This window comes from Pseudomonas sp. 8(2025) (genome assembly GCF_052665325.1).
On record NZ_JBQOIE010000029.1, the window covers coordinates 1 to 21,444 of the forward strand.

Consider the following 21,444-nt stretch of genomic DNA (forward strand, 5'->3'; position numbering starts at 1 on the left):
TAACAGGCTAACAAAGTAACAGGCTAACAAAGTAACAGGCTAACAAAGTAACAGGCTAACAAAGTAACAGGCTAACAAAGTAACAGGCTAACAGGCTAACAGGCTAACAAACTAACAGGCTAACAAACTAACAGGCTAACAGGCTAACAGGCTAACAGGCTAACAAACTAACAAACTAACAAACTAACAAACTAACAGGCTAACAAACTAACAGGCTAACAAACTAACAGGCTAACAAACTAGCAGGCTAACAAACTAGCAGGCTTAAAAAAGTAACAGACGCAAGAACTGAGAGGCTGACAATCTAGCAGGTTAGCAAACTAGCAAACTACGAAGTCACAGCCTTGGCTGCACCAGCTCAGGACCTTGATTTTTGACGTTCCCCACCTCAGCACCAACCCGATACCACTCAAAGTCTTCCGTCGGTCGGCACATCTTTAGCGCTATCTCCTCGGCCCGCTCAGAAGGTAGCTCAGGGTCCAGCCATTCGTTGGCATGCTCGGGAGAAAGCACCAGGGGCCGGCGATCATGGATATCGATCATTCCCTGGTCGCTAGCGGCGGTGATGATCACGAAGCCATCGTCCTCATGCGGTTCTATGTCTGGGTGCACCTGGGCCAGCGCTGCAAAAAACATAGGTCGTTGGCTTTTCAGCCTGATGAAGTAGGGTTGCTTCTTCTTCGGATCGGCCTGGTCTTTCACCCATTCGAACCATCCTTCACTGGGCACAATCGCTCGCCCACTTGGCCAAAGCTGCTTGAAGAACTTCCCTGTCGTCACCGTTTCTACTCGGGCATTGATGGGGGCTGGCTGTTTCCCAAGCGCCCAGAAGGGCGCCCATCCCCAGCGCACCGCGTCAATGTGCAGCCCATCCTGTGCCCCATGCAGTATCTGTACTCGGGTCGATGGGGCTACGTTGAATCGATTGATAGGTTGCGCGTCGTAGCCGCTAAAAAGCTCGCGCTGCGGACTCAGCTCCTCGATGAAAATCGCCATCCCCTCGTACTGTACAAATCGTCCACACATCTGTGCCTCCCAATGCCGATTGCATGGCTTTCACTCAGCTGGTTTCTTAACTGTAGACATCCTGGAGTGGCCTAGGATCGGCTGGCGGGATTCCGCCTGTCAGAATGTACTGAGGCGCAATTGACGGTAACCAATTGGTCTATTTAACTGTACGTTCGTACAGTTCTGGAAGTCGTGCGTCATGAGCTTCACAATCGAAGGCCCCATTGCGGAGGGCGGCTTAAAGCTGCCTCTCTGCCTCTTTCATGTGCCCGCCGGGTTTCCATCACCGGCGGCAGATCACATCGAAGCCCATATTTCTCTCGATGAAGTCCTGAACATTCGTGCGCCACACGTTTACCTGGTGTCGATCACCGGGGAGAGCATGCAGGGGGCGGGGATCTTCGATGGAGATCTGGCCGTCGTTGATCGCTCAATTGAGCCGGCGCATGGCCACATCGTGGTGGCCCTCCTGAACAATGACCCGGTCTGCAAGCGGCTATCTATCCGGGGAAAGGATGTAGTCCTGCTTTCTGAGAACGCCAAGTACCCACCACGTTACATCCTGGAGGGGGACGAGCTGTCGATCTGGGGCGTGATCATTGGTAGCGTGCGTAGTCATGTCTAAGGCCGCGCCTGTCTTCGCGCTGATCGACTGTAATAGCTTCTATGCAAGTTGTGAGCGTGTCTTTCGTCCTGACCTGGCCAGGGTTCCTATCGTTGTTCTATCAAACAATGACGGGTGTGTGATCGCTCGCAGCTATGACGCGAAGCCCCACGTAAAAATGGGCGAGCCTTACTTTCAGATCAAGCACAAACTTAAGCAGCACGGCATTGTTGCGTTTTCTTCGAACTATGCCCTCTACGGCGACATGAGCGAGCGGGTGATGTCGCTGATCGAATCGATGGTACCGGTAGTCGAGGTGTACAGCATCGATGAAGCCTTCGCAGATCTCACGGGAATCAATAGCCTTGACCAGTTCGGCCGCCAGATCCGGGCCCAGGTGCTGCGCTGTACAGGCATTCCGGTTGGTGTAGGGATCGCACCTACAAAGACGCTCGCCAAGTTGGCCAACCACACTGCCAAGCGTCTACAAGCGCACACTGGGGGCGTTGTAGATATTACCGATCAGGTGAAGCGAGATTGGGTGTTGCGAAACACTGATGTCGCCGAGGTGTGGGGTATCGGCCGGCGGATGAAGGCGCATCTGGACGGGATGGGAATCAAGTCTGCTATGGACCTGGCCAAGGCCGATCCGTGGACGTTGCGCAAAAATTTCAGTGTCGTGATCGAGAAGACGGCCCGGGAGTTGGCGGGCACACCGTGCCTGGAACTGGACGAGCCAGATCCGCCGAAACAGGAGATCTGCTGTAGCCGGATGTTTGGGAAGCGGCTAACTGAGTTGGCTCCTATCAAGGAGGCGGTTGCCACTTACATGATGAGAGCCTCGGAAAAGCTACGGGCTCAGAACTCATTGTGTAAGAAAATCCGCGTCAGCATTCGCACGGGCATGTTTAACCCCGAGGAAGCTAAGTATGCAAACGGTGTCCTGGTAGAATTGCCGTATCCAACCAATGACGTCAGGCTCATGACGAAAATGGCTGTGGAAGCGCTGGACCGCGTCTTCAGGCCGGGTTTCAAATACAGCAAGGCCGAGGTCATGTTGTTGAACCTGTGCCAGCCAGGCGAGTACACAGGCGATCTCTTCGCCATGGCGCAACCATCGGAAACCGACAAGGTGATGAAGGTTCTGGACCAGATCAACAGCCGTTGGGGGAGGGGGACACTCCGGGCCGCCAGTGTCCCTACCAAACCCGATTGGGGAATGCGGCGGGAGATGATGAGCCAGAGCTACACGACGAAGCTCGATCAGCTTTGGAAGGTGTCCTGCAACTGAGGGTACTCTGGAATAAGCTGCAATTCATCACCGGTAGCAAACGGCCAGAAGCAGTCACCTGCTGCCCGCATCAATATCTTGGCCTGCCCCTGAGGGTTCTGCGATCATCCGCTCGATAGCGAGTTTACGTCGACGATGCAGAACTCGCGGATGATCATCGACGATGACGACCAAGCCGACCAAGAGGGCTGGGAAGCAATATCAAGCACAGGAACGACGACTGATCTGGGTGGAATATGTCGCACTGGGAACGATCGAGACTTGACCAGCTAGAGCGTGGGGTAGCGATTACCCAAAAGCTGCTAGGCCCGACGACAAGAAATAGGCCCTGAATAAGAACGTTAAAATAAATCCATTCTATGGAACAGAATAAAATGCCCATAAAGCTATACGCTGTAAAAATTGAAAACTTCAAAGCAATAAAAGAAGCAACAATCCCATTATCAACAGGGTTAACCGTACTCGTCGGGCAAAACAGTTCAGGAAAGTCATCTGCATTACAGGCAATACATTGGGCCTGTAGATGCGTAGCAAACCCTAAGGTAGTTAGAAACCAATCACGAAGCATCTCTGCTCACGATTTTGATTTCAACCCAACAATACAAATACGCACAGTTGGGAACAACCAAGAACTCAGACAAGGCAGAGGAGAAAATCCGGAGGTATCAGTCAAGGTCACATTCAGTCACTCCACAAACGATGGTCAACAAGAAAATCTTGAGTCCATAGTTAAAATCAGCCAAGGGAATAACGAAGCTGTCAAGGTTGACCTCAGTAACGACTCTATTAATGCTGACTTTTATACAATACTCTCCGATCAGAACCGTCCTTTTTCAAGCTACATACCTGGCCTAGCCGGTGTACCTCTAGCCGAGGAAAAACGCTCCCGACTTCCAATTTTAAAACAGGCCGCAAGCGGAGATGCCAACACCGTTTTAAGAAACATTCTCTTGCTAATCAAAGATGACCCACGCGACGATGTTTCCATTGAAAAACTATCCGAGCTTTGCTCAAAGGTTCTAGGAGCTATAAAAATAAAGGTAGAGTTTGACGAAATAAGGCACTCAGAGATAAATGCAAAAATCCAAACATCTTCAATGGCAGAGGATTACTGGACGCCTTTAGAGATGGCTGGAACGGGCGTTTTACAATGCATTCAAATATTCGCCTACATCATACTATACCGGCCACAACTGCTACTAATTGATGAACCAGATGCCCACCTCCATCCGGATAGGCAAGAAAATTTAATTCTAGCACTTGCCGAAGTTGTCAATGAATATGGAATGTCGGTTGTGTTAACCACTCACAGCCCAAACGTTGTTAGAGCGATGCCAATAAGTGCGCAGATAGTTTGGATGAACGAAGGCGTAGTGCACGAGGAAGACGGCGACAATATACGGCAGCGTATGGGCTGGGGAATCCTTGACAAAAAAATAATACTAATAACAGAAGATGGAAAGCCCGCAGAGCTAAAATCCATACTAAAGCAATGGCCGCAACTTGAGAGAGCAGTATCTGTCTGGCCGGTATCCGGGAGTAAATCGCTGCCAACGCTGAGTGCTTGTGAATCACTATTAAACATGACATGCATGCCTCACATAGTATTACACCGCGACGGGGATTTTATGACCCCAAAAGAGAGGGCCGAATTAAATAAGAAATATGAGCATGCTAATGTAACCTTATGGATTACTGATGATACAGATATTGAATCTCTATTTCTTAACCCTGAGCGCATTGCAAGAATTTACGAAATTGAAATAGAAGAAGTAAACCGACTATACGAAGAAATATTCAAAGAGAACGCTATCGGCTTTGAAGACAAATTCGTAGGCAAGCGTCAAGATATAGCAGAAGACAGGCGCATCTATCAAAAAAGAGATGACGCAACAAAGGCAGCTACAGCGAAACAGGAAATACCTCTAGGAGAGGGAGGTCTTGGCAGAGTGCTAGGAAAAGACTTCTCTAAAAAACTCAAAGAAAAACTCGCGCAGCAAAAAAAAGACGCTTCAATTATTTTTAACATTCATGACAACGAAAACAACATAGGACTGTCACTACAACACATCCTAAATGCTGCACTAGCGCACTGACAGGACTGCAGAAAAGGGGGCAGATTTATTTACTGGTTGACCGTCCGCTTCTGGCCGAAAGCTGCCTGCCCTGACCTGGTGTGCATTTCCCGAAGTAGTTATTGGCTAGCGAGGCGTGGTAGTGGGGCAAAAATGGGGCAATATGTACGCCAATCAATACCATTCAATGCCAAACGGCGCGATATCATGCTCTTAAGAAAAAGCCCTACAGCCCTTGTTATTCGGGGGTGTAGGGCTTTTTTGCGTTAATACCCGAGCACAATCGGCGTATGGCGAGAGCGTCGTCGTAAAACCGAATCTAACTCAAGAAAACCTAACACAATCACCAAAAATATCTAGATCAGTGTTTGATGTGTTAACCCCAAACGACTCCAAAAACTTTTTAGCAAAGATGTCTTTCGGTCCAGTTTTTCCTTCTTCCTTATTCAGAACTCGCGAAATGGAGCTTACGAATAAGTCTGCGATCTGCATGAGAGGCGATATCGAAGAGTCTTCGGATTCAACGATATCTATATATACGTTGTCATTGAAGAGATTTTTTGCGGCATTTCTCAGTTGAAGCTCAATCTCCATTATGGAGAGCTTATCCTTGGATGCTTCCTCTGAGTCTTTTCGGAATTGTAAGTTTCTAGGTAGAACGGCCCGGCCTGACTTGTTTTCCTCTTGGATGCCCTGAATGGTCATGTGATAAAATAACTTGTCCAGAGTGTCGTCAATGTTTTTGAGCCCGCGGCGCTCGACAGCTAAGCCCTTGAAGGAAACGGCTTCGGAGTTTTTTACGATGGCTCCAAGCAGTTCAAGATAGGTTTCAAGGTTTCCATTGTTTATGTCTTTGAAGTGCATTTCACCTTTAAATTTTAATTCATCCTTTCTTTGATTAACTGCGCGAGTGATTTTCATCGTGTCATAGCTGCGTAGAACCCATAGGCTCCCAACTAGAAGGAATTTACTTGTTTTACCGCTTTCATCTGCATAGATGCAATACACGGGATGGGCTGGCCTAGCATCAAGGATCCTTTGTTTTTCTTCGTCCTCAAGCTTGCCGCGAGTGCGTCTGACCTCAGGAGATGCAATGAATAATCCATGAGTGTTTTGGATGAAGGCACGAGCACGGGCAATGGAAGGAAGACGTTCCAGCTTGGGATAATTGTCAATTGAAATGTCGCCCCCGCTATACAAGTCTTGTTGGAAGGTTTTCCAGTATAGAAGCTGGCATTTGACGTCGGAGTCTCGTGCTTGTGGGTAGTGGTTCAGAATCCAAGCGACCCTATCTATTGCCCGGGTAGGACTATTACCTGCGATTGCAGATAGTATGCGGGTTTTCTCGGCTTCATTCCGTGCTTTCGTGGCTAGATTCGCATCTTCCTGCTCTTCGTCACCTTCAAACTCGACTTGTTTGTTCATCCTGAAACTCCCTCTTTCCATGGCTAACTGCCAGCAATACGACGAGAAAGAGGTTGCGTCAACTGCTATTGAATGGTGAATCGAATCAGTATGAATCGCCCCAAGCTCTCTAGACACCTTGCAAGACTACGGTGGGTTAGCCAAGCTGGTTGGTGCGTTGGAGGAGGGCTACGTCCAATCCATCATCGGAGCGGTACAGCAACTAGTTCCGGCCACTGGCCGCCGGCCGTGGTGTGTGGCCAGAATCGGCCATTCTGAAGTTAGCAAAATCCAAGCCAGCACCCCGGTCGGACCATAGGTTCTGGCGCTCTGTCGGCAAGGTGCCGTAGGGGGGGGTAGTTGCGGAAAGTAAAGAAATGATGCGGAAACGGTCAGTTGGTGACGGTAAGCGACCGTGAGCAGCAGAAACAAAAAAAGCCCTGAAAAATCAGGGCTTTCTCGTTGAGATTTGGCGGAGGCGTAGAGATTCGAACTCTAGGACCTGTTACAGTCGGCGGTTTTCAAGACCGCTGCCTTAAACCACTCGGCCACACCTCCAGATCGCATTGCGGGCGCCATAATACCCGAATGAAACACACTGTCAAACTCTCTGCGTCGCGAGTTACAGAGCCTCTGTTATCATCCATGCCACTAAATGTTTCCCCCAACAGGAGTGTCGCCATGCGCGAACAGGATTACGCAGTTAACAACGGCGTGCAGGCCGAGCAGCTAGAGGTTAGCCGCGTCCTGCGCAACACTTACGGCCTGCTGGCCCTGACCCTCGCGTTCAGTGGGGTGATGGCCTATGTGGCACAGCAGATGCGTGTCGGTTATCCGAACATCTTCGTGGTGCTGATCGGCTTCTACGGTCTGTTCTTCCTCACCAACAAACTCCGTGACTCGGCCTGGGGCCTGGTGTCGGCTTTCGCCTTGACCGGTTTCATGGGCTTTTTGCTCGGTCCGATTCTCAACCGCTACCTGGGCATGCAGGGCGGCGCCGAAGTGGTCAGCTCGGCCTTTGCCATGACGGCACTGGTATTCGGCGGTCTGTCGGCCTATGTGCTGATCACCCGCAAGGACATGAGCTTCCTCGGCGGCTTCATCACCGCCGGTTTCTTCGTCCTGATGGGCGCCGTGCTGGCCAGCCTGTTCTTCCAGATCAGCGGCCTGCAACTGGCGATCAGCGCCGGCTTCGTGCTGTTCTCCTCGGTGTGCATCCTGTTCCAGACCAGCGCCATCATCCACGGCGGCGAACGTAACTACATCATGGCCACCATCAGCCTGTATGTATCGATCTACAACCTGTTCGTCAGCCTGCTGCAACTGTTCGGCATCATGGGTCGCGATGACTGATCACAGGTGCTGAGCCATTGAAAAAAGCCCGCTTCGGCGGGCTTTTTTTGTCCTGGGCTCCTTGGGACGTTCAGTTTTTCAACGTGCCTGTACCTGCATTCGCGCGGTGGCGACGGCGTCTTTGTTGACCTCGATGGAAAACGCCAGCACGTCCACCTGTTTCTGTTCAAGCTCATCAACCCAAGCGATCACCCCGGTGAGCGGGCCTTCCAGGGCCAGGCTGACCCGACCGGGCGCTTCGTTGTCCATGCGCTCCAGGCTGATGCCGGCCTGGCTGCTGGAACGGGCCAGCATGCCGGGCAGGGCTTCGGCCGAGATTGCCGTGACGGGGCTGGCAGGTTTGCCAGCATGCAGTTGGAGTATCAGGCGCTGCAATTGTGTGGCCTCGATAAAGCGTTGTTCGGCAAGCTGCAGGGCTTGTTGTTGTGGCTGCCAGAGCAAAAGGTAGGCGCCGGTCAGGGCACTGAATAGGGTCAGCCCTTTAAGGGCTCGCTGTTCGCGTTTCGCCAGGCGATGCCAGTGCCCCAGGGGTGGGTGGAGCAGGGCGGACAGTGGTTTTTTCAGTAACGGCAGGCTCATGCCTCACTCCTTGATCTGCAACCGTGCGCTGACCCCTCGGGCATCGCGGACGGAAGAGTCGGTACTGGCATCCAGGCCCTGGGCAATCAGGCCTTCGCGCAGCTGTTGAAGATCGGAGAACGCTGGTGCACTGATCTGCAGGTTCCAGCCTTCGCCGCTTTGGTAATCGAGGCGCTGTACCTGGGCCAGGGCGCCGTAACTGGCGCTCCATTGCTCGGCCAGCAGTGACAGTTTGTGGGCGCTACCGGAGCTTTTCTCGACCTTTTGCTGTTGCTTGGCGTGTACCTGGGCGGCGAGGTCGGTCACAGGCTCCTCAGTACCCGAATGGGCCTGCCACAACGCCTGGTTCTGCGCCTGGACCTGCTCGCTCTGCTGCTCCAGGTACCAGCGATGGCCCATGCTCTGCAGCAAGTGGGAGCCTGCGGCCACCACCACTAGGAGCAGGGCCAGGCGCCAGGGGGCCGTTTGCCGGGGGCGCTGCAGGAATTCGCCCTGGCGCAGGTCGATGGCCTGCTGCGCGCCCTGGCTCAAGCATTCCCAGGGACGTTCATCGGCCTGCCAGTGATGCTGGTCGAAACTTTCCAGGCCCGGTGGTTGCGGCCCCTGCCAGTGCAAGACTGCCGGAAGCAGGGGGGCCAGGTCCGCCAGTTCGCACGGGTACAGGGCCAGGCGCATCGGCGCGCTGCCTCCCAGCAGCCAGCGACCGTCCCAGGTTAGGGCCCGGGGCTGGTCTGGGGGCAGGCAATCGGCGTCGACATGAATATGCGAAGGCTGCAACCCCAGTTCGGCCAGTTGTCCAAGGCACTGGTTCAGGTGCTGACGATTGACCGCCAACACCGCGCAATGGCGTTTGTCCTTGAGTGGCCCGTGGGCCAAGTGCAGGTTGTCCAGTTCATCGATCAGTTGTTCTTCCAGCGCGCTGTGCAATGCCTGGCGCAGCCAGCGTCCACTGCGGGCGGGCACGCTGACCTGATGGTGGCTGGCCATTTCCATGGGAAGCAGCAGGCTCAGGGGCTGGTTGCCCAGCGCGGCCGCAGCCTGCTGCAGGTCGCCCTGGTGCAACTGGCCACCGGCCTGCCACCAGAAGCATTGCCAAGGCATGTTGCCGGTGGCACGGGGAGATAGATAAAGCCACTGCCTCATGTCGGTCTACTCGGTCTTCGGTTGTTCAGGAGGAGTGGGCATCAGCGTGCGCTGCTGCACCCGGACCTTTTCCCTATCCATGACTCGCAGGTCGCTCACCAGGCGCAGGCGTTGCCGGCCCTGTTCGACATCGATGGTGGCGCGGAACTGCCGACTGCTGACGCCTAGCCCCTGAGGTTTGATGTCCCGGCCCTGGAGCACCGGGTTGGAAAGAAAACGGGTGATATCGGGATAGCCACCTTCCGGACGGGAACTGACCAGAATGCGAGCCGTGGGTAGGTCGATGCCTTCAACACTGGCCAGGACCTCGGCGCGGGTGGTGTTGACGTTGATCGGGCTGTTGCCGAATACCCCCACTAGCGGCTCAAGCTGTTGCAGGGTCTGGCTGTCCACCCCGGGCAGTTGGCGCAGTTCACTGAGGTCGCTAAAGGGCAGCGGTAGGCCATCACGGTTGTTCTGGCCGACCAGGAGTGCCGGATCGTGGGCCCGGATGCCTTCCAAGGCCAGCAGGCGCTGGTAGCGGGCCCGCAGGTTCAGATCGCTGCGCTGGCGCAGGCTGTTGAGGTTGAGCCGGGCACCGAGGTCTTGCAGTTGGACATGAATGCGTCCATCGCCGATCTTGAACGCTGGCGCCGGTTGCGCCCAGTGCTGCCCCAGGTGGGTCACCAGCAGGCCGTCCTTGCTGCGAGTGTCTTCGAGCAATTGTTGACGGGCCCAGGCTTCACCGCTCAGCGCCAGTTGCCAGAGCTGCTGTTGTTCTATCAGGTTGCTGCTGGCGTGCAGGTTGAGCCGCTGGCGGGCGAGCATATTGCTTACCACCATGGTCACCAGGGCGGTGATCAGCAATACGCTGAGCAGGGCCACGCCTCGTTGCCGGGCCAGGTTATTCATGCAGAGCGGCCTCGTCGGGTTCCTGGGCATCGAGGCCGCCGGGCAGCAGTATCAGCCGGCGTACCTGAGGGTAGCCGGGGGCATCCAGTTCGATTTCCAGGGCCGCCGGCAGGCTCAGGCTCTCGGTCCCTGCCGGCCAGTGTTCGTGGGCCTGGCCGCGGGCATCGATAAAGCGCAGGCGAGTCAGCTCCACGCCAGCCAGCAGTTGCTGGTTCTGGCTGATGGGGGCGGGTGGAGGCTGTGCCGCCCCGGGGGCGGCCAGGGGTTGGGACAGGGACAGGGTGTCGCGTACCCAGCTGCCGCCTTCCCAACGGTGGCTGACTTGTAGCAGGTTGCTGCGCGGGTACTCCAGCGGGTTGCGCCAGCCACCGCGTACCAGGCGAATGCCGTCAGGCTGGCTGATCAGTGCCTGGCTTTGGCTGGGGTCGTCCGCCAGCGGGTGTCGACGGGCTTGCACCAGGTCACGCTCCAGCACACTCATGGCCCGTTGCAGTTGACGCAATTGCTGCTCATGCAGGCCAATGCGCTGATCGCTGCGCAGCACCCTGTCGAGCATCTGATAGGTGGCCAGGCCCAACAGGCTGAAAATGGCCATGGCCACGATCACTTCGAGCAAAGTGAAACCGCGCTGGTTCATGGCCGGGCCTCGATGTAGCCAAGCAGTTGTGCACGGCTGTACTGGCGTGCGCGTTGCTGGGTGGTTTCGACGGAGACGCGCAACTGGACCTTGAGCAGACGGCTGTCGGGTGCGCTCTGGATATCACTGAACAGCCACCAGAGGCGGCCGCCGAACTCGATCTGTTCCGCACTGCGTTGGCTCTGCGGCTCTCGCAGGCCGATGCGCAGTTCATTCATGCGGTTGTCGGCGATCCACAGCGCCTGGGTGCGCTCGGTGAGGTTTGCGCTGTTCATGGCCACATGCTGCACCGCACTGAACAGGGCGATCGACAGGGTGGCAAAGATCGCCAGAGCGACCATGACCTCCAGCAGGGTAAAGCCCTGTTCAGTTCCGGGTTTCAATTTGCGCATCCTGTATGCCATCGCTGGAAAGGCTCAGCAGTGCCTGGTCGCGGTATTCGAACCACAAGGTGAAGGCGCTGGTTTCATCGCTGGAAAGCACCAGCAATTGCGGCAGGCCAGTGCGGCTGTCACTGGTACCCAGGGCCGCGCCGGCCTCGGGTACGTCCAGGCGCAGGCGCAATTTGGCGGGTAGTGCATGCGTGCGCAAATCCCTGTCCTCGATCCAGCGACCCTGCTGGTCCAGGCGCAGCACCCAGTAGCCGTCGGGCTCGATTCGCACGCCGTAGTCGCTGTAGTTGAGCAGCGCTTCCTGGCGCAGCAGCTGCAACAGGCCCAGTAGGCGCTGTGCTTCCTGGTGCGCCTGGCGGCCACCGGAGTCCGGGCGTACGATGCCGACCAGGCCGGCGGTCAGGGCGATCAGCAGAATCACCACCAGCAGTTCAAGCAGGGTGAAGCCCCGGGTACGGTGGCGCTGCACGGTCTATTGTTCCCAGTTGCCAATATCGCTGTTCACGCCTTCGCCGCCGAGCTTGCCGTCGGCGCCAAAGGAAAACAGGTCGTAGGCGCCACCCTTGGTGCCGGGCACCCGGTACTGGTAGCCATTACCCCAGGGATCGACCGGCAGGCGCTTGAGGTAACCGTCGGGGTTCCAGTTGCGGGCCGCCGGGCTGCCACTGGGCTTGCTCACCAGCGCCTGAAGGCCTTGCTGGCTGCTGGGGTACTGGTGGTTGTCGAGGCGATAGATGTCCAGGGCCATGGCAATGGCATGGATGTCGCTCTGGGCGGCGGTGGCCTTGGCCTGATCGGGGCGGCTCATGATCTGCGGTACTACCAGGGCGGCGAGAACACCGAGAATGACTACCACCACCATGATTTCGATCAGGGTAAAACCGCGTTGCTTGTTTCGTGTGTGCACGTTGGGGGATTCCACATTCAGGTGATCAGTTGGTTCAAGCTGAGGATCGGCATCAGGATCGCCAGGACGATGACCAGCACGGACGCGCCCATGAACACCAGCATGGCCGGCTCGAACAGGCCCACCAGCAGGGCGATGCGGTTGGCCAGCTGTGCTTCCTGCTGCTTGGACGCGCGTTCGAGCATGCTGTCCAGCTCACCGGAGCGTTCACCGCTGGCGATCATGTACAGCATCATCGGAGGGAAACTGCCGTTGAGCTCAAGCGCTCGAGTCAGGCTGATACCTTCGCGTACGCCACGGACGATGTCTTTCAGACCGGTACGAATTTTCTGATTGGCAACGACCTCACTGGCGATCGCCAGAGCGTCCAGCAGCGGCACGCCACTGCGCCCGAGAATCGCCAGGGTGCTGACGAAGCGCGTGCAGTTGCTGGCCCTGACCAGCCCGCCAATGATTGGCAGGCGCAGCACCAGCGCATGCCAGCGTTCACGGTTGGCCGGCTGTTTCAGGAGCATGCGCAGGGCCGTCACTGCGGCGCCGATCAGGATCAACAGCAGCAGGCCGAAGTCCCGCAGGAAGCCGCTGGTGGCGATCAGCCCGCGGGTCAGCAACGGCAGCTCCTGGCCACTGTCGATGAATACCTTGATCACGTCCGGCACCACGAAGCCCAGGAGGAAGCCGACGATGCTGATGGCTGCCACCATGAGAATGCTTGGATAGAGCATGGCCAGATGGATCTGCTGGCGTGCGGCCTGGCTGGCTTCGGTGTAGTCGGCGAGGTTCATCAGCACCTGGTCCAGGTGCCCTGAATGTTCGCCGGCGGCCACCGTGGCCCGGTACAGGTCGGGAAAGGCCTTGGGGTAGGCGGCCAAGGCCACGGCCAGGCTGTAGCCTTCGAGGACCCGAGCACGAAGCGCCAGCAGCATGCTTTTTACTCGCTGCTTTTCGCACTGTGCGGCCACGGCAGCGAGCACTTCCTCCAGGGGCAGCGAGGCTTGCACCAGGGTTGCCAGTTGCCGGGTCAGCAGGGCCAGCTCGGCGCTGCTGAGGCCGCCGCCAGCCGTCTTGACCTCGCCCAGGACGGTGCTGCGATGGCCCTGGCTGGTGGTGATTTTCAGAGCGATCAGCTGGCGTTCGCGCAGCATTTGGCGGGCCTGGCGCGGGCTGTCGGCCTCCAGTACACCGCTGGATTTCTTGCCGGCGGCGCACATGGCCAGGTATTCGTAGGCGGCCATCTTCAGTCCCTCTGGGTAACCCGCAGCAACTCTTCAAGGCTGGTGAGCCCCTGTAGCACCATGACCTGGCCATCGTCGAACAGGCTTGGGCTGTGTTGCCGGGCGTGGCTGACCAATTCATGTTCTCCGGCGCCGGTGTGGATCAACTGGCGTAGGACGTCGTCGAACAGCACCAGCTCGTAGATCCCGCGGCGGCCGCGATAGCCCGAGTGCTGGCAGTTCGGGCAACCCACTGGCCGGTACAGTTGTGGCGCGCTATCCGGGCCCACGCCCAACCGTTCGCAGGCGGCGGGATCGGCGTCATGGGGCTCCTTGCATTCGGGACACAAAAGACGTACCAGGCGCTGGGCCAGTACGCCCAGCAGCGACGTGCAAAGCAGGAACGGCTCGATGCCCATGTCCACCAGGCGGGTCACAGCACCGATGGCGCTGTTGGTGTGCAGGGTCGAGAGCACCAGGTGCCCGGTGAGGGAGGCTTGCACGGCGATTTCCGCGGTCTCGCGGTCGCGGATTTCACCCACCATCACCACGTCCGGGTCCTGGCGCAGGATGGCCCGCAAGCCACGGGCGAAAGTCATGTCGACCTTGGCGTTGACCTGGGTCTGGCCAATACCGGTGAGGTGGTACTCCACCGGGTCCTCGATGGTCAGGATGTTGCGCTCCAGGCTGTTGAGGCTGGCCAGCCCGGCGTACAGCGTGGTGGTCTTGCCGGAGCCGGTGGGGCCGGTCACCAGGAGGATGCCGTGGGGTTTGTGCAGGGCGGTTTCCAGGCGCTGGCGTACCGCCGGGTTCATGCCCAGGTGCGCCAGGTCCAGGCGCCCGGCCTGTTTGTCGAGCAGGCGCATCACTACCCGCTCGCCGTGGCTGGAAGGCAGGGTCGAGACCCGGACATCCACTTCATGCCCGGCGATGCGCAAGGCAATGCGACCGTCCTGGGGGATGCGTTTCTCGGCGATGTCGAGCTTGGCCATGACCTTGATCCGTGACACCAGCAGGGTCGCCAGTTCACGCCGCGGGCGCAGCACTTCGCGCAGCAGGCCGTCGACCCGCAGGCGTACCGAAAGGTGTTCCTCGAACGCCTCCAGGTGCACGTCGGAGGCCTTGCTTTTGACCGCTTCGCTGAGGATCGCGTTGATCAGGCGAATGATCGGGGCGTCGTCTTCCTGCTCCATCAGGTCGGTGGTTTTCGGCAACTGCTCGGCGAGGCTGGAGAGGTCGAACTCTTCATCGAACTGTTCGCCCAGGCCATCGGCCACCTGCTTGGCACCGTCCTGGCCGTCGCGGTAGTGGGCAGCCATGCGCTGGGCGAAGGCCTGTTCATCGAGGATTTCGCTGCGCAGTGGCGCACCGTTGAAGCGGCGGACCTCGGCGATCACCGACCAGGGGGTATTGGCGCGGCAATAGAGCACCGGGCCCTGGGCCTGGTGCTCCAGGACCACGCCGTGACGGCGGGCATAGGCGAACGCCAGGCGCGGGCTTGGGTTGGGACTGATCATGGCTGCGGTGCAATCCCTTGGGTACGCATGTCGATCAGGCCCTGGTCGCCGTCACTGTTGGCATCGAACAACTGATGCGGATTGTGCGGAAGCTGGCCGCGGGTCTTGCCATCCAGGGTGCGCAGGGAGCGCAGGTTGTTGTACTTCTGGGTGCTCAGCTTGTCGGCATTGGCCGTATTGCGCAGCAGGGTCGGACGCAGGAACACCATCAGGTTGGTCTTCTCGTTGACCTCCTTGCTGCTGCTGAACAGCTTGCCGAGCCAAGGGATATCACCGAGCAACGGCACCTTGCTCACCTGGACCTTGATGTTGTCCTTGATCAGGCCGCCAAGCACGATGATCTGCCCGTCGTTGGCCAGGATGGTGCTCTTGACCGAGCGCTTGTTGGTGATCACATCGCTGGTGCTGATGCCGGGTGGTGCCGCGGCCAGCTCGGAGCTTTCCTGTTCGACTTTAAGGCGCAGAAAGTTGCCTTCATTGATATGCGGAGTGACCTTGAGGGTGATCCCCACGTCCTTGCGCTCGACGGTGGTGAAGGGGTTGCTGGCCCCTGCGGTGTCGGTGGTGTAGGAGCCGGTCTGGAATGGCACGTTCTGGCCGACGAGAATTTCCGCCTGCTCATTGTCCAGGGTCAGCAGGCTCGGGGTGGACAGCAGGTTGTTGTTGGAGTCGCTGGACAGGGCGGTGATCAGCGCGCCGAAGTTGCTACTGCCGATGCCTATCACGGCTCCGTCCGGGAGGGTCGGGCTCTTGCCGCTCTCCAGGTTGCCCAGCAGGGTGCCGATAGTCATGCCGGCGCTGTTGAAGTTGCTGACGGCGCCCCATTTGCCCCGGCCTGCGGCCCACTGCACGCCGAGGGCCTGGTTGATGTCGCCACTGACTTCGACGATGGCCGCTTCCACCAGCACCTGGGCGCGGGGCTGGTCGAGTTCGTCGATGATGCTTTCGAAGGTCGCCAGTTGTGCCGGTGAGGCCATCAGCACCAGGGCATTCTGGCTTTCGTCGGCGCTCACCAGCACCGGGCTTTCCTGTCTCTGATTGTCGCCACCGCGGCTTCCCGCTTCCAGGCGCTTGCCGATCCCGCTGAGCAGTTCTTCGAGCTTCTTCGCATCGCTGTGATTGAGGCGTCGCACTCGGGCGTTCTCGCCGACATTGTTCGGCACGTCGAGGCTCAGGGCCAGGCGCTGCATCTGTTGGCGAATCGGTGCCGGGCCGACCAGGATCAGGCGGTTGCTGCGCGAATCGCCGATAGCCTTGGCGCTGCTCTGGCCACTGCTGTTATCGGTCAGGCTTTCGCTCAAGGTCTTGGCCACGTCGTTGGCCCAGGCATGCTTGAGCTGGAGAATGTTGAACTGGCGCCCGCCGGCGTTATCCAGTTCTCCGATCACCTGGCGCACGCGTTGCACGTTGTTGGCGCTGTCGGAAACGATCAATGAGTTGGATGTGGTGGAAGCTGCCATGTAGGCGTCGGAGGCGACCAGAGGGCGGACGGCGGAGACCACTTCGCTGGCGTTGACGCTGTGCAGTTCGATGACTTCGGTGATGAACTCTTCGCTGCCCTCGTCGGGTTGGGCATAGGCTTTGGTCTTGGCCTCGGCTACCGGCAGGATCAGTACCCGGTCGCCCTGGTCCATGGCCACGTAGCCCTGGCTGCGCAAGGCGGTGAGAAACAGCGAGTAAATGCCTTTCTGGTCCATGGCGGTGGTGGACTGGACCGTGACCTTACCGTTCAGGCGCGGGTCGAGGATCATGGTCTTGCCGGTGATCTGCCCGACCTCGTTGATCAGGTCGCGTAGTTCTGCGTCCTTCATGTTCAAGGTCCACTGTTGTCCCTGGGGAGGTTTTTCAGCGGCCTGGACGGGGCCGATCAAGGTGCTAAGGGCCAGTAGGGAGCCTGCAATGAATGTTCGTTTCATGATGTCTTGGGGGGTCACAAAGAGGGTTGAACAAGGTTGTGGGTTTCTGCCCGCACAGCAGTGCTTTGAGGCATCTCGGGGGCCATGGGCAACGGCATCAGCAGGGGAGTCGAGTGGTGGGCCAGAGACAGCGACTGGTCTTCGCCAAAGCGTTGTATGCGCACCTGTTGGGTGCTGATCTCGCGCAGGCTGCCACCTCCGGGAAGGGGCTCGCCAATGCCATAGAAACGGCTGCCCTCAGGGGATTCAATCAGCGCCCTGGACAGTTCCGGGCGACGTTCCACCAGGCTGGCCAGCAGCGTCAGCGGCACTCTTGGCAGGTTGCCGGTGGCTTCCTGGGGCAGCACACCGAACAGTTGGGCTATGGCCGCGTTGTTCGGCGGCAGGCGCGGCGGCTCGCTGACGGCCAGGGGCCCTGGGCGCACGGTCTCGTCCAGACGCTGGGCGAACAGGAAGCTGTTGTAGGCGAGCCAGCCCAGCCAGGTCACCAGCAACGACAACGCGCCGATCTGTAGAACGGCGCGTGGGCATCGGCGCAGGAGGTTCATAGGCTCATGTGCCGCAGGAGTTTTTCACCGCGCCAGTGATGGATCACCACCGCTGCCACATGCCCGACCACCAGCAGCGCCAGCACGACGCAGGCGTACTTGTGCACCCTATTGAAGAAGGCAGTGAGCAGCGGTTCCTGCAGCGGCTGGGGCAGTGACAGCAGGCCGAAGACATTGATCGGGCGTTCCATCATCAATACGCCAGTGGCCAGCACCAGGCCGGTCGTGAGGTAGAGCGCCAGGTGTCCGCCCTTGGCCAGCAGGCGGGCGAGCCGATGGGGGGAGGCCGGTTCCTGGCGGTCCAGGGCACACACAACTCGCAGGCCAAGCAGCGGAATCAGCAGGAAGGTCAACGACACGTTGATGAAGTTGATCCCGTCGGCGATCACGGTGGGCAGGTCGAGCAGGGCGTTGCCGAAGCCACTGAGCGTTGCCCAGATGATGATGGTGGCGAAGGTCCAGTGCAGCAGCACATGAAGCCTGGAGTAATTGCGAGTAGACATAGGGGGCATGACTGGCAAAAGGAAGCGTGGCGCCAAGCGCCACGCTCGGGTTAACGAAGGTGTGGCTTAGTTCTTGTCCCACGCCTGCTGCCAGGCGAAACCTACGCCTGGTTCATAGGCGTTGTTAGTGCTGGTCCAGATGGTGCACCAGCCGGCAACAGGGCCGGTCTTGCACTTGTAGGTGTTGCCATCTTTGGGCTGCAGCACCACTGTGCCAGCCTTGTAGGACTTCAGGCTTTGCGGGAACACGTGGTCGTACTGGCCTGGCTCGCCGCCGCCGTTTTCGGCTTTCAGGGCGAAGCTGGCGGTCTGTTGCAGCACTTCGCCTTTCTTCGAAGTAGCAACCACGACCAGGTCGTACTGACCGGCGCCCTGACCGGTGAGGGTCATGCTGAAATGCGGGTTGTTGCCGGCTGGAGCTTCCTGGAACAGGACGCTTTCACCTCTGGCGTTGAACACAGTGGCTTTCACGGTGTAGTCGCCGCCCTTGGCGATGGCGTTGAAGTGCAGGTCGACCTTGCCGTCCTTGAGGGTGTATTCGGACTGCATGCCAGTGATGGACAATTCGCCCGGCTTGGCAGCCTGCTCCTTGTCGATCATCACGTTGACGATGTCGCTGCCTTTCTTGACCAGGATGTCGTTCTTGCCGAAGTTGGGTAGCACTTCGTCCTTGTCGTTGAGCAGGCCCATCTGGTAGCCCTGCTTGGCAGCGTTGACCTTCTTGGCCAGTTCGTGCGGCCAGACGTCGGCCTTGGCCAGTTCGGCGGAGCTGATTTGCAGCACGATCTGCTTGGCGGCCTGTTCGCCCTGGGCATTGAACACCCGGGTCTTGACCTTGTCGCCGATGCTCAAGGCTTCCGGGTTGACCTGGCCGACAGTGGTCCAGCCCGAAGGAATGACTGCACCGTTGTCGATGTTCAGGTCGACCACTTGATAGAAAGTGGCGTCGGTGTCGTGGACTTTCCAGGTCGCCAGCACGACGTGGTAGCCGCTGCGGTCGGACGGAATGTTCACGGTGTGCTTGGTGGTTTCTCCAGCTTTCGCCGGAACGTTGAGGGCTGGCCATGGCTCATCCAGCAGTGGGGTGCTTTCGAAGGAATCACGGGTCAGTGGCTGGTTGGGGTTCCAGTCTTTCTTGGTGATGTAGAACTGCCAGTAGCGAGTGGCGTGGGGAGCGGCGTACTTCCAGGCGAAGGTCTGCGGGCCTGGCTTGATGGTATTTTTGGTCCAGCGAGTACTGCTTTGTTCGTTGATCGCGGAGAAACGATCCAGGCCGCCGGCAGGAATGGTGCCGTTGGCCGGGCCGCACTTGGTGAAGTCACCGGTACAGGCCTGGGCGGCGCTTGGGAAGTGCGAGAAGCCGCCTTCGAACTTGCGGCCGATGTACTCGGTGCTCTGTGGCTCGTAAGCCACCGCTCCGCAGTTGCTGTTCTGGTTCAGGCCTTTCTCGTTGCACATGTAGGCACGGGACTTGGGGCTCTCGATGTAGCCGTGAGCGCAAGCTTGCTGAGCAGCAACGCCGGCAACGCTCATGGCCAGGACCAGCGGCAGCTTGAGGAACGAGCGAACTCGGTTGGATTTGATCATTGTTAGATCCTTGAGCAGATAGAAGGAAATGCAGGAGTTCTCGGGGGCGCCACTGGGGACCGATCTGAGGGGACGGTTGGCATCCGTGCCAGAGCTGCCCTGGGAACAACCACAGGCTACGCGGCAGGGTCTGGGAGGGGACATGGGACGAGTACGAGAGTCGCCAGCTAGCGCTGTTGGGCAGCAAGGGCCAGGCGTGCCGGGCGTTTTCGCGCGTTTTTGCGCGATTGCCAGCACTGGTACGGAGCGTGCTTTGTACGCAGAAAAAGCGTGGCATTCGCATGCCACGCTCCAAGGTGAAACCTTCACCACTGATGGTTACTGGCGATCCCAGGCCATGGTCCAGTGACTACCGGTACCTGGCTCGTAATGCGTCGCTCCGGCCTTCCACTGCACGCAGTAGCCGCTGTAGGGGAAGGGCTTGCACTTGTAGGTATTGCCGTCCTTGGGTTGCAGCACCAGGGTGCCGGCCTTGTAGGTGCTCAAGCCTTGGGGGAAGACGTGATCGTACTTGCCGCCTCCCTCACCGCCACCGCCGCTTTCCTCCTGTTTCAGGGAGAAGCTGGCAGTCTGCTGCAGCACTTCGCCTTTCTTCGACGTGGCTACCACGACCAGGTCGTATTTGCCGGCGCTCTGACCGGTCAGCGTCATGGAGAAGTGCGGGGTATTGCCGGCTGGAGCCTGTTGGAACGCCACGCTTTCACCCTTGGCGTTGTACACCGTGGCTTTCACTGTGTAGTCGCCGCCCTTGGCGATGGCATTGAAGTGCAGGTCGACCTTGCCGTCCTTGAGGGTGTATTCGGACTGCATGCCAGTGATGGACAGTTCGCCCGGCTTGGCAGCCTGCTCCTTGTCGATCATCACGTTGACGATGTCGCTGCCTTTCTTGACCAGGATGTCGTTCTTGCCGAAGTTGGGTAGCACTTCGTCCTTGTCGTTGAGCAGGCCCATCTGGTAGCCCTGCTTGGCAGCGTTGACCTTCTTGGCCAGTTCGTGCGGCCAGACGTCGGCCTTGGCCAGTTCGGCGGAGCTGATTTGCAGCACGATCTGCTTGGCGGCCTGTTCGCCCTGGGCATTGAACACCCGGGTCTTGACCTTGTCGCCGATGCTCAAGGCTTCAGGCTGGACTGCGCCGACAGTGGTCCAGGTCGACGGAATGGTGGCGCCATTGTCGATGTTCAGGTCGACCACCTGATAGAAAGTGGCGTCGGTGTCGTGGACTTTCCAGGTCGCCAGCAGCACGTGGTAACCGCTGCGGTCGGACGGGATGTTCACGGTGTGCCTGGTCTTGCCGCCCGCCGCGGTCGGGGCGTTCAGGGCTGGCCATGGCTCGTCCAGCAGAGGTGTGCTTTCGAACGAATCACGGGTCAGTGGCTGGTTCGGGTTCCAGTTTTTCTTGGTGATGTAGAACTGCCAGTAGCGGGTGGAGTGGGCCGCCGTGTAGTGCCAGGTAAAGGTCTGCGGGCCCGGCTTGATGGTGTTCTTGCTCCAGCGCGTGGCGGTCTGCTCGTTGAGCTCCGAGAAACGCGCCAGGCCGCCGGCAGGGATGGTGCCGTTGGCCGGGCCGCACTTGGTGAAGTCCCCAGTGCAGGCCTGGGCGCTGCTTGGGAAGTGCGAGATGGCCCCTTCCCCCGGGCGGCCGATGTACTCGGTGCTTTGTGGCTCATAGGTCACGGCGCCGCAGTTGGCGTTGAGCTTGCCACCATTGGTATGGCACATGAAGGCGCGGGATTTCGGGCTCTCGATATAACCGTGAGCGCTGGCTTGTTGAGCCGCGAGCGCAGCCATGCCGATGGCCATGGCCAGCGGAAGCTTGAGGAATGAACGGGCTCGGTGCAACGTGATCATCGATTGATCCTTAGTTGGGAATTATTG

20 protein-coding genes and 1 tRNA gene are annotated in these 21,444 nt (G+C 58.4%); 4 read left to right on the plus strand and 17 right to left on the minus strand.

The window, feature by feature from the left end; genetic code table 11:
- Positions 1-336: 336 nt before the first annotated feature.
- Positions 337-1,026, minus strand: coding sequence for an SOS response-associated peptidase family protein (locus tag ACUXVH_RS30325; RefSeq protein ID WP_093403625.1), 690 nt, complete (start codon positions 1,024-1,026; stop codon positions 337-339).
- A 181-nt stretch (positions 1,027-1,207) separates the two neighbouring features.
- Here ACUXVH_RS30325 and ACUXVH_RS30330 point away from each other — a divergent pair, with 181 nt between their 5' ends.
- The 3 genes from ACUXVH_RS30330 (at position 1,208) to ACUXVH_RS30340 (ending at position 4,999) form a co-directional block, all read left to right on the plus strand.
- Positions 1,208-1,633: a LexA family protein gene (locus ACUXVH_RS30330; RefSeq protein WP_093403622.1), complete on the plus strand. Its 426-nt coding sequence runs from the start codon at positions 1,208-1,210 to the stop codon at positions 1,631-1,633.
- On the plus strand, positions 1,626-2,903 hold the full coding sequence (umuC, locus tag ACUXVH_RS30335; protein WP_123397334.1) for a translesion error-prone DNA polymerase V subunit UmuC: 1,278 nt from the start codon (positions 1,626-1,628) through the stop codon (positions 2,901-2,903). Before ACUXVH_RS30330 ends, umuC begins: the two co-directional genes overlap by 8 nt.
- Before the next feature lie 374 nt (positions 2,904-3,277).
- On the plus strand, positions 3,278-4,999 hold the full coding sequence (locus tag ACUXVH_RS30340) for an AAA family ATPase (protein WP_185043275.1): 1,722 nt from the start codon (positions 3,278-3,280) through the stop codon (positions 4,997-4,999).
- Between the two features lie 303 nt (positions 5,000-5,302).
- Here ACUXVH_RS30340 and ACUXVH_RS30345 read toward each other — a convergent pair whose 3' ends face one another.
- Both ACUXVH_RS30345 and ACUXVH_RS30350 read right to left on the minus strand, forming a co-directional pair.
- The gene (locus tag ACUXVH_RS30345) at positions 5,303-6,403 is read right to left on the minus strand and encodes a DUF3800 domain-containing protein (protein ID WP_123397336.1); all 1,101 of its coding nucleotides are present in this window, start codon (positions 6,401-6,403) and stop codon (positions 5,303-5,305) included.
- Positions 6,404-6,852: 449 nt separating this feature from the next.
- Positions 6,853-6,940 (minus strand) — tRNA-Ser (locus ACUXVH_RS30350).
- 123 nt (positions 6,941-7,063) lie between these two features.
- Here ACUXVH_RS30350 and ACUXVH_RS30355 point away from each other — a divergent pair.
- Positions 7,064-7,735: a Bax inhibitor-1/YccA family protein gene (locus ACUXVH_RS30355; RefSeq protein ID WP_011062013.1), complete on the plus strand. Its 672-nt coding sequence runs from the start codon at positions 7,064-7,066 to the stop codon at positions 7,733-7,735.
- A 78-nt stretch (positions 7,736-7,813) separates the two neighbouring features.
- Here the strand turns inward: ACUXVH_RS30355 and gspM are convergent, their stop codons facing one another.
- From gspM to gbpA (ACUXVH_RS30425), 14 genes are all read right to left on the minus strand, one after another.
- A complete protein-coding gene (gene gspM / locus ACUXVH_RS30360; RefSeq protein WP_065363292.1) occupies positions 7,814-8,314 on the minus strand; it encodes a type II secretion system protein GspM in 501 nt (166 codons plus the stop codon).
- 3 nt (positions 8,315-8,317) lie between these two features.
- Entirely contained in the window at positions 8,318-9,457 is a 1,140-nt protein-coding gene (gene gspL / locus ACUXVH_RS30365) for a type II secretion system protein GspL (RefSeq protein ID WP_065363293.1), read from the minus strand.
- A 6-nt stretch (positions 9,458-9,463) separates the two neighbouring features.
- On the minus strand, positions 9,464-10,348 hold the full coding sequence (gspK, locus tag ACUXVH_RS30370; RefSeq protein WP_065363294.1) for a type II secretion system minor pseudopilin GspK: 885 nt from the start codon (positions 10,346-10,348) through the stop codon (positions 9,464-9,466).
- Positions 10,341-10,985, minus strand: coding sequence for a type II secretion system minor pseudopilin GspJ (gene gspJ, locus ACUXVH_RS30375; protein ID WP_065363295.1), 645 nt, complete (start codon positions 10,983-10,985; stop codon positions 10,341-10,343). Before gspJ ends, gspK begins: the two co-directional genes overlap by 8 nt.
- On the minus strand, positions 10,982-11,377 hold the full coding sequence (gene gspI / locus ACUXVH_RS30380; RefSeq protein ID WP_065363296.1) for a type II secretion system minor pseudopilin GspI: 396 nt from the start codon (positions 11,375-11,377) through the stop codon (positions 10,982-10,984). The genes gspJ and gspI overlap by 4 nt, the downstream gene beginning before the upstream one ends.
- On the minus strand, positions 11,352-11,846 hold the full coding sequence (gspH, locus tag ACUXVH_RS30385; RefSeq protein ID WP_065363297.1) for a type II secretion system minor pseudopilin GspH: 495 nt from the start codon (positions 11,844-11,846) through the stop codon (positions 11,352-11,354). The genes gspI and gspH overlap by 26 nt, the downstream gene beginning before the upstream one ends.
- Before the next feature lie 3 nt (positions 11,847-11,849).
- Positions 11,850-12,284 carry a type II secretion system major pseudopilin GspG gene (gene gspG, locus ACUXVH_RS30390; protein WP_072450556.1) on the minus strand — a complete coding sequence of 145 codons (435 nt, stop codon included), beginning with the start codon at positions 12,282-12,284 and terminating at the stop codon, positions 11,850-11,852.
- Positions 12,285-12,301: 17 nt separating this feature from the next.
- Positions 12,302-13,519: a type II secretion system inner membrane protein GspF gene (gspF, locus tag ACUXVH_RS30395; protein WP_065363298.1), complete on the minus strand. Its 1,218-nt coding sequence runs from the start codon at positions 13,517-13,519 to the stop codon at positions 12,302-12,304.
- Positions 13,520-13,521: 2 nt separating this feature from the next.
- Positions 13,522-15,015, minus strand: coding sequence for a type II secretion system ATPase GspE (gene gspE, locus ACUXVH_RS30400; protein WP_065363299.1), 1,494 nt, complete (start codon positions 15,013-15,015; stop codon positions 13,522-13,524).
- Positions 15,012-16,826, minus strand: coding sequence for a type II secretion system secretin GspD (gene gspD, locus ACUXVH_RS30405; protein WP_227454120.1), 1,815 nt, complete (start codon positions 16,824-16,826; stop codon positions 15,012-15,014). Before gspD ends, gspE begins: the two co-directional genes overlap by 4 nt.
- Positions 16,827-16,945: 119 nt before the next feature.
- Positions 16,946-17,479, minus strand: coding sequence for a type II secretion system protein N (locus ACUXVH_RS30410; RefSeq protein WP_065363300.1), 534 nt, complete (start codon positions 17,477-17,479; stop codon positions 16,946-16,948).
- On the minus strand, positions 17,476-17,982 hold the full coding sequence (locus ACUXVH_RS30415) for a cytochrome b (protein ID WP_065363301.1): 507 nt from the start codon (positions 17,980-17,982) through the stop codon (positions 17,476-17,478). The genes ACUXVH_RS30410 and ACUXVH_RS30415 overlap by 4 nt, the downstream gene beginning before the upstream one ends.
- Before the next feature lie 66 nt (positions 17,983-18,048).
- Positions 18,049-19,569 (minus strand): N-acetylglucosamine-binding protein GbpA, encoded by a 1,521-nt coding sequence (gene gbpA, locus ACUXVH_RS30420; RefSeq protein WP_073857945.1) that lies wholly within the window; start codon positions 19,567-19,569, stop codon positions 18,049-18,051.
- A 318-nt stretch (positions 19,570-19,887) separates the two neighbouring features.
- Entirely contained in the window at positions 19,888-21,417 is a 1,530-nt protein-coding gene (gbpA, locus tag ACUXVH_RS30425; RefSeq protein ID WP_073857947.1) for an N-acetylglucosamine-binding protein GbpA, read from the minus strand.
- Positions 21,418-21,444 lie beyond the last annotated feature (27 nt).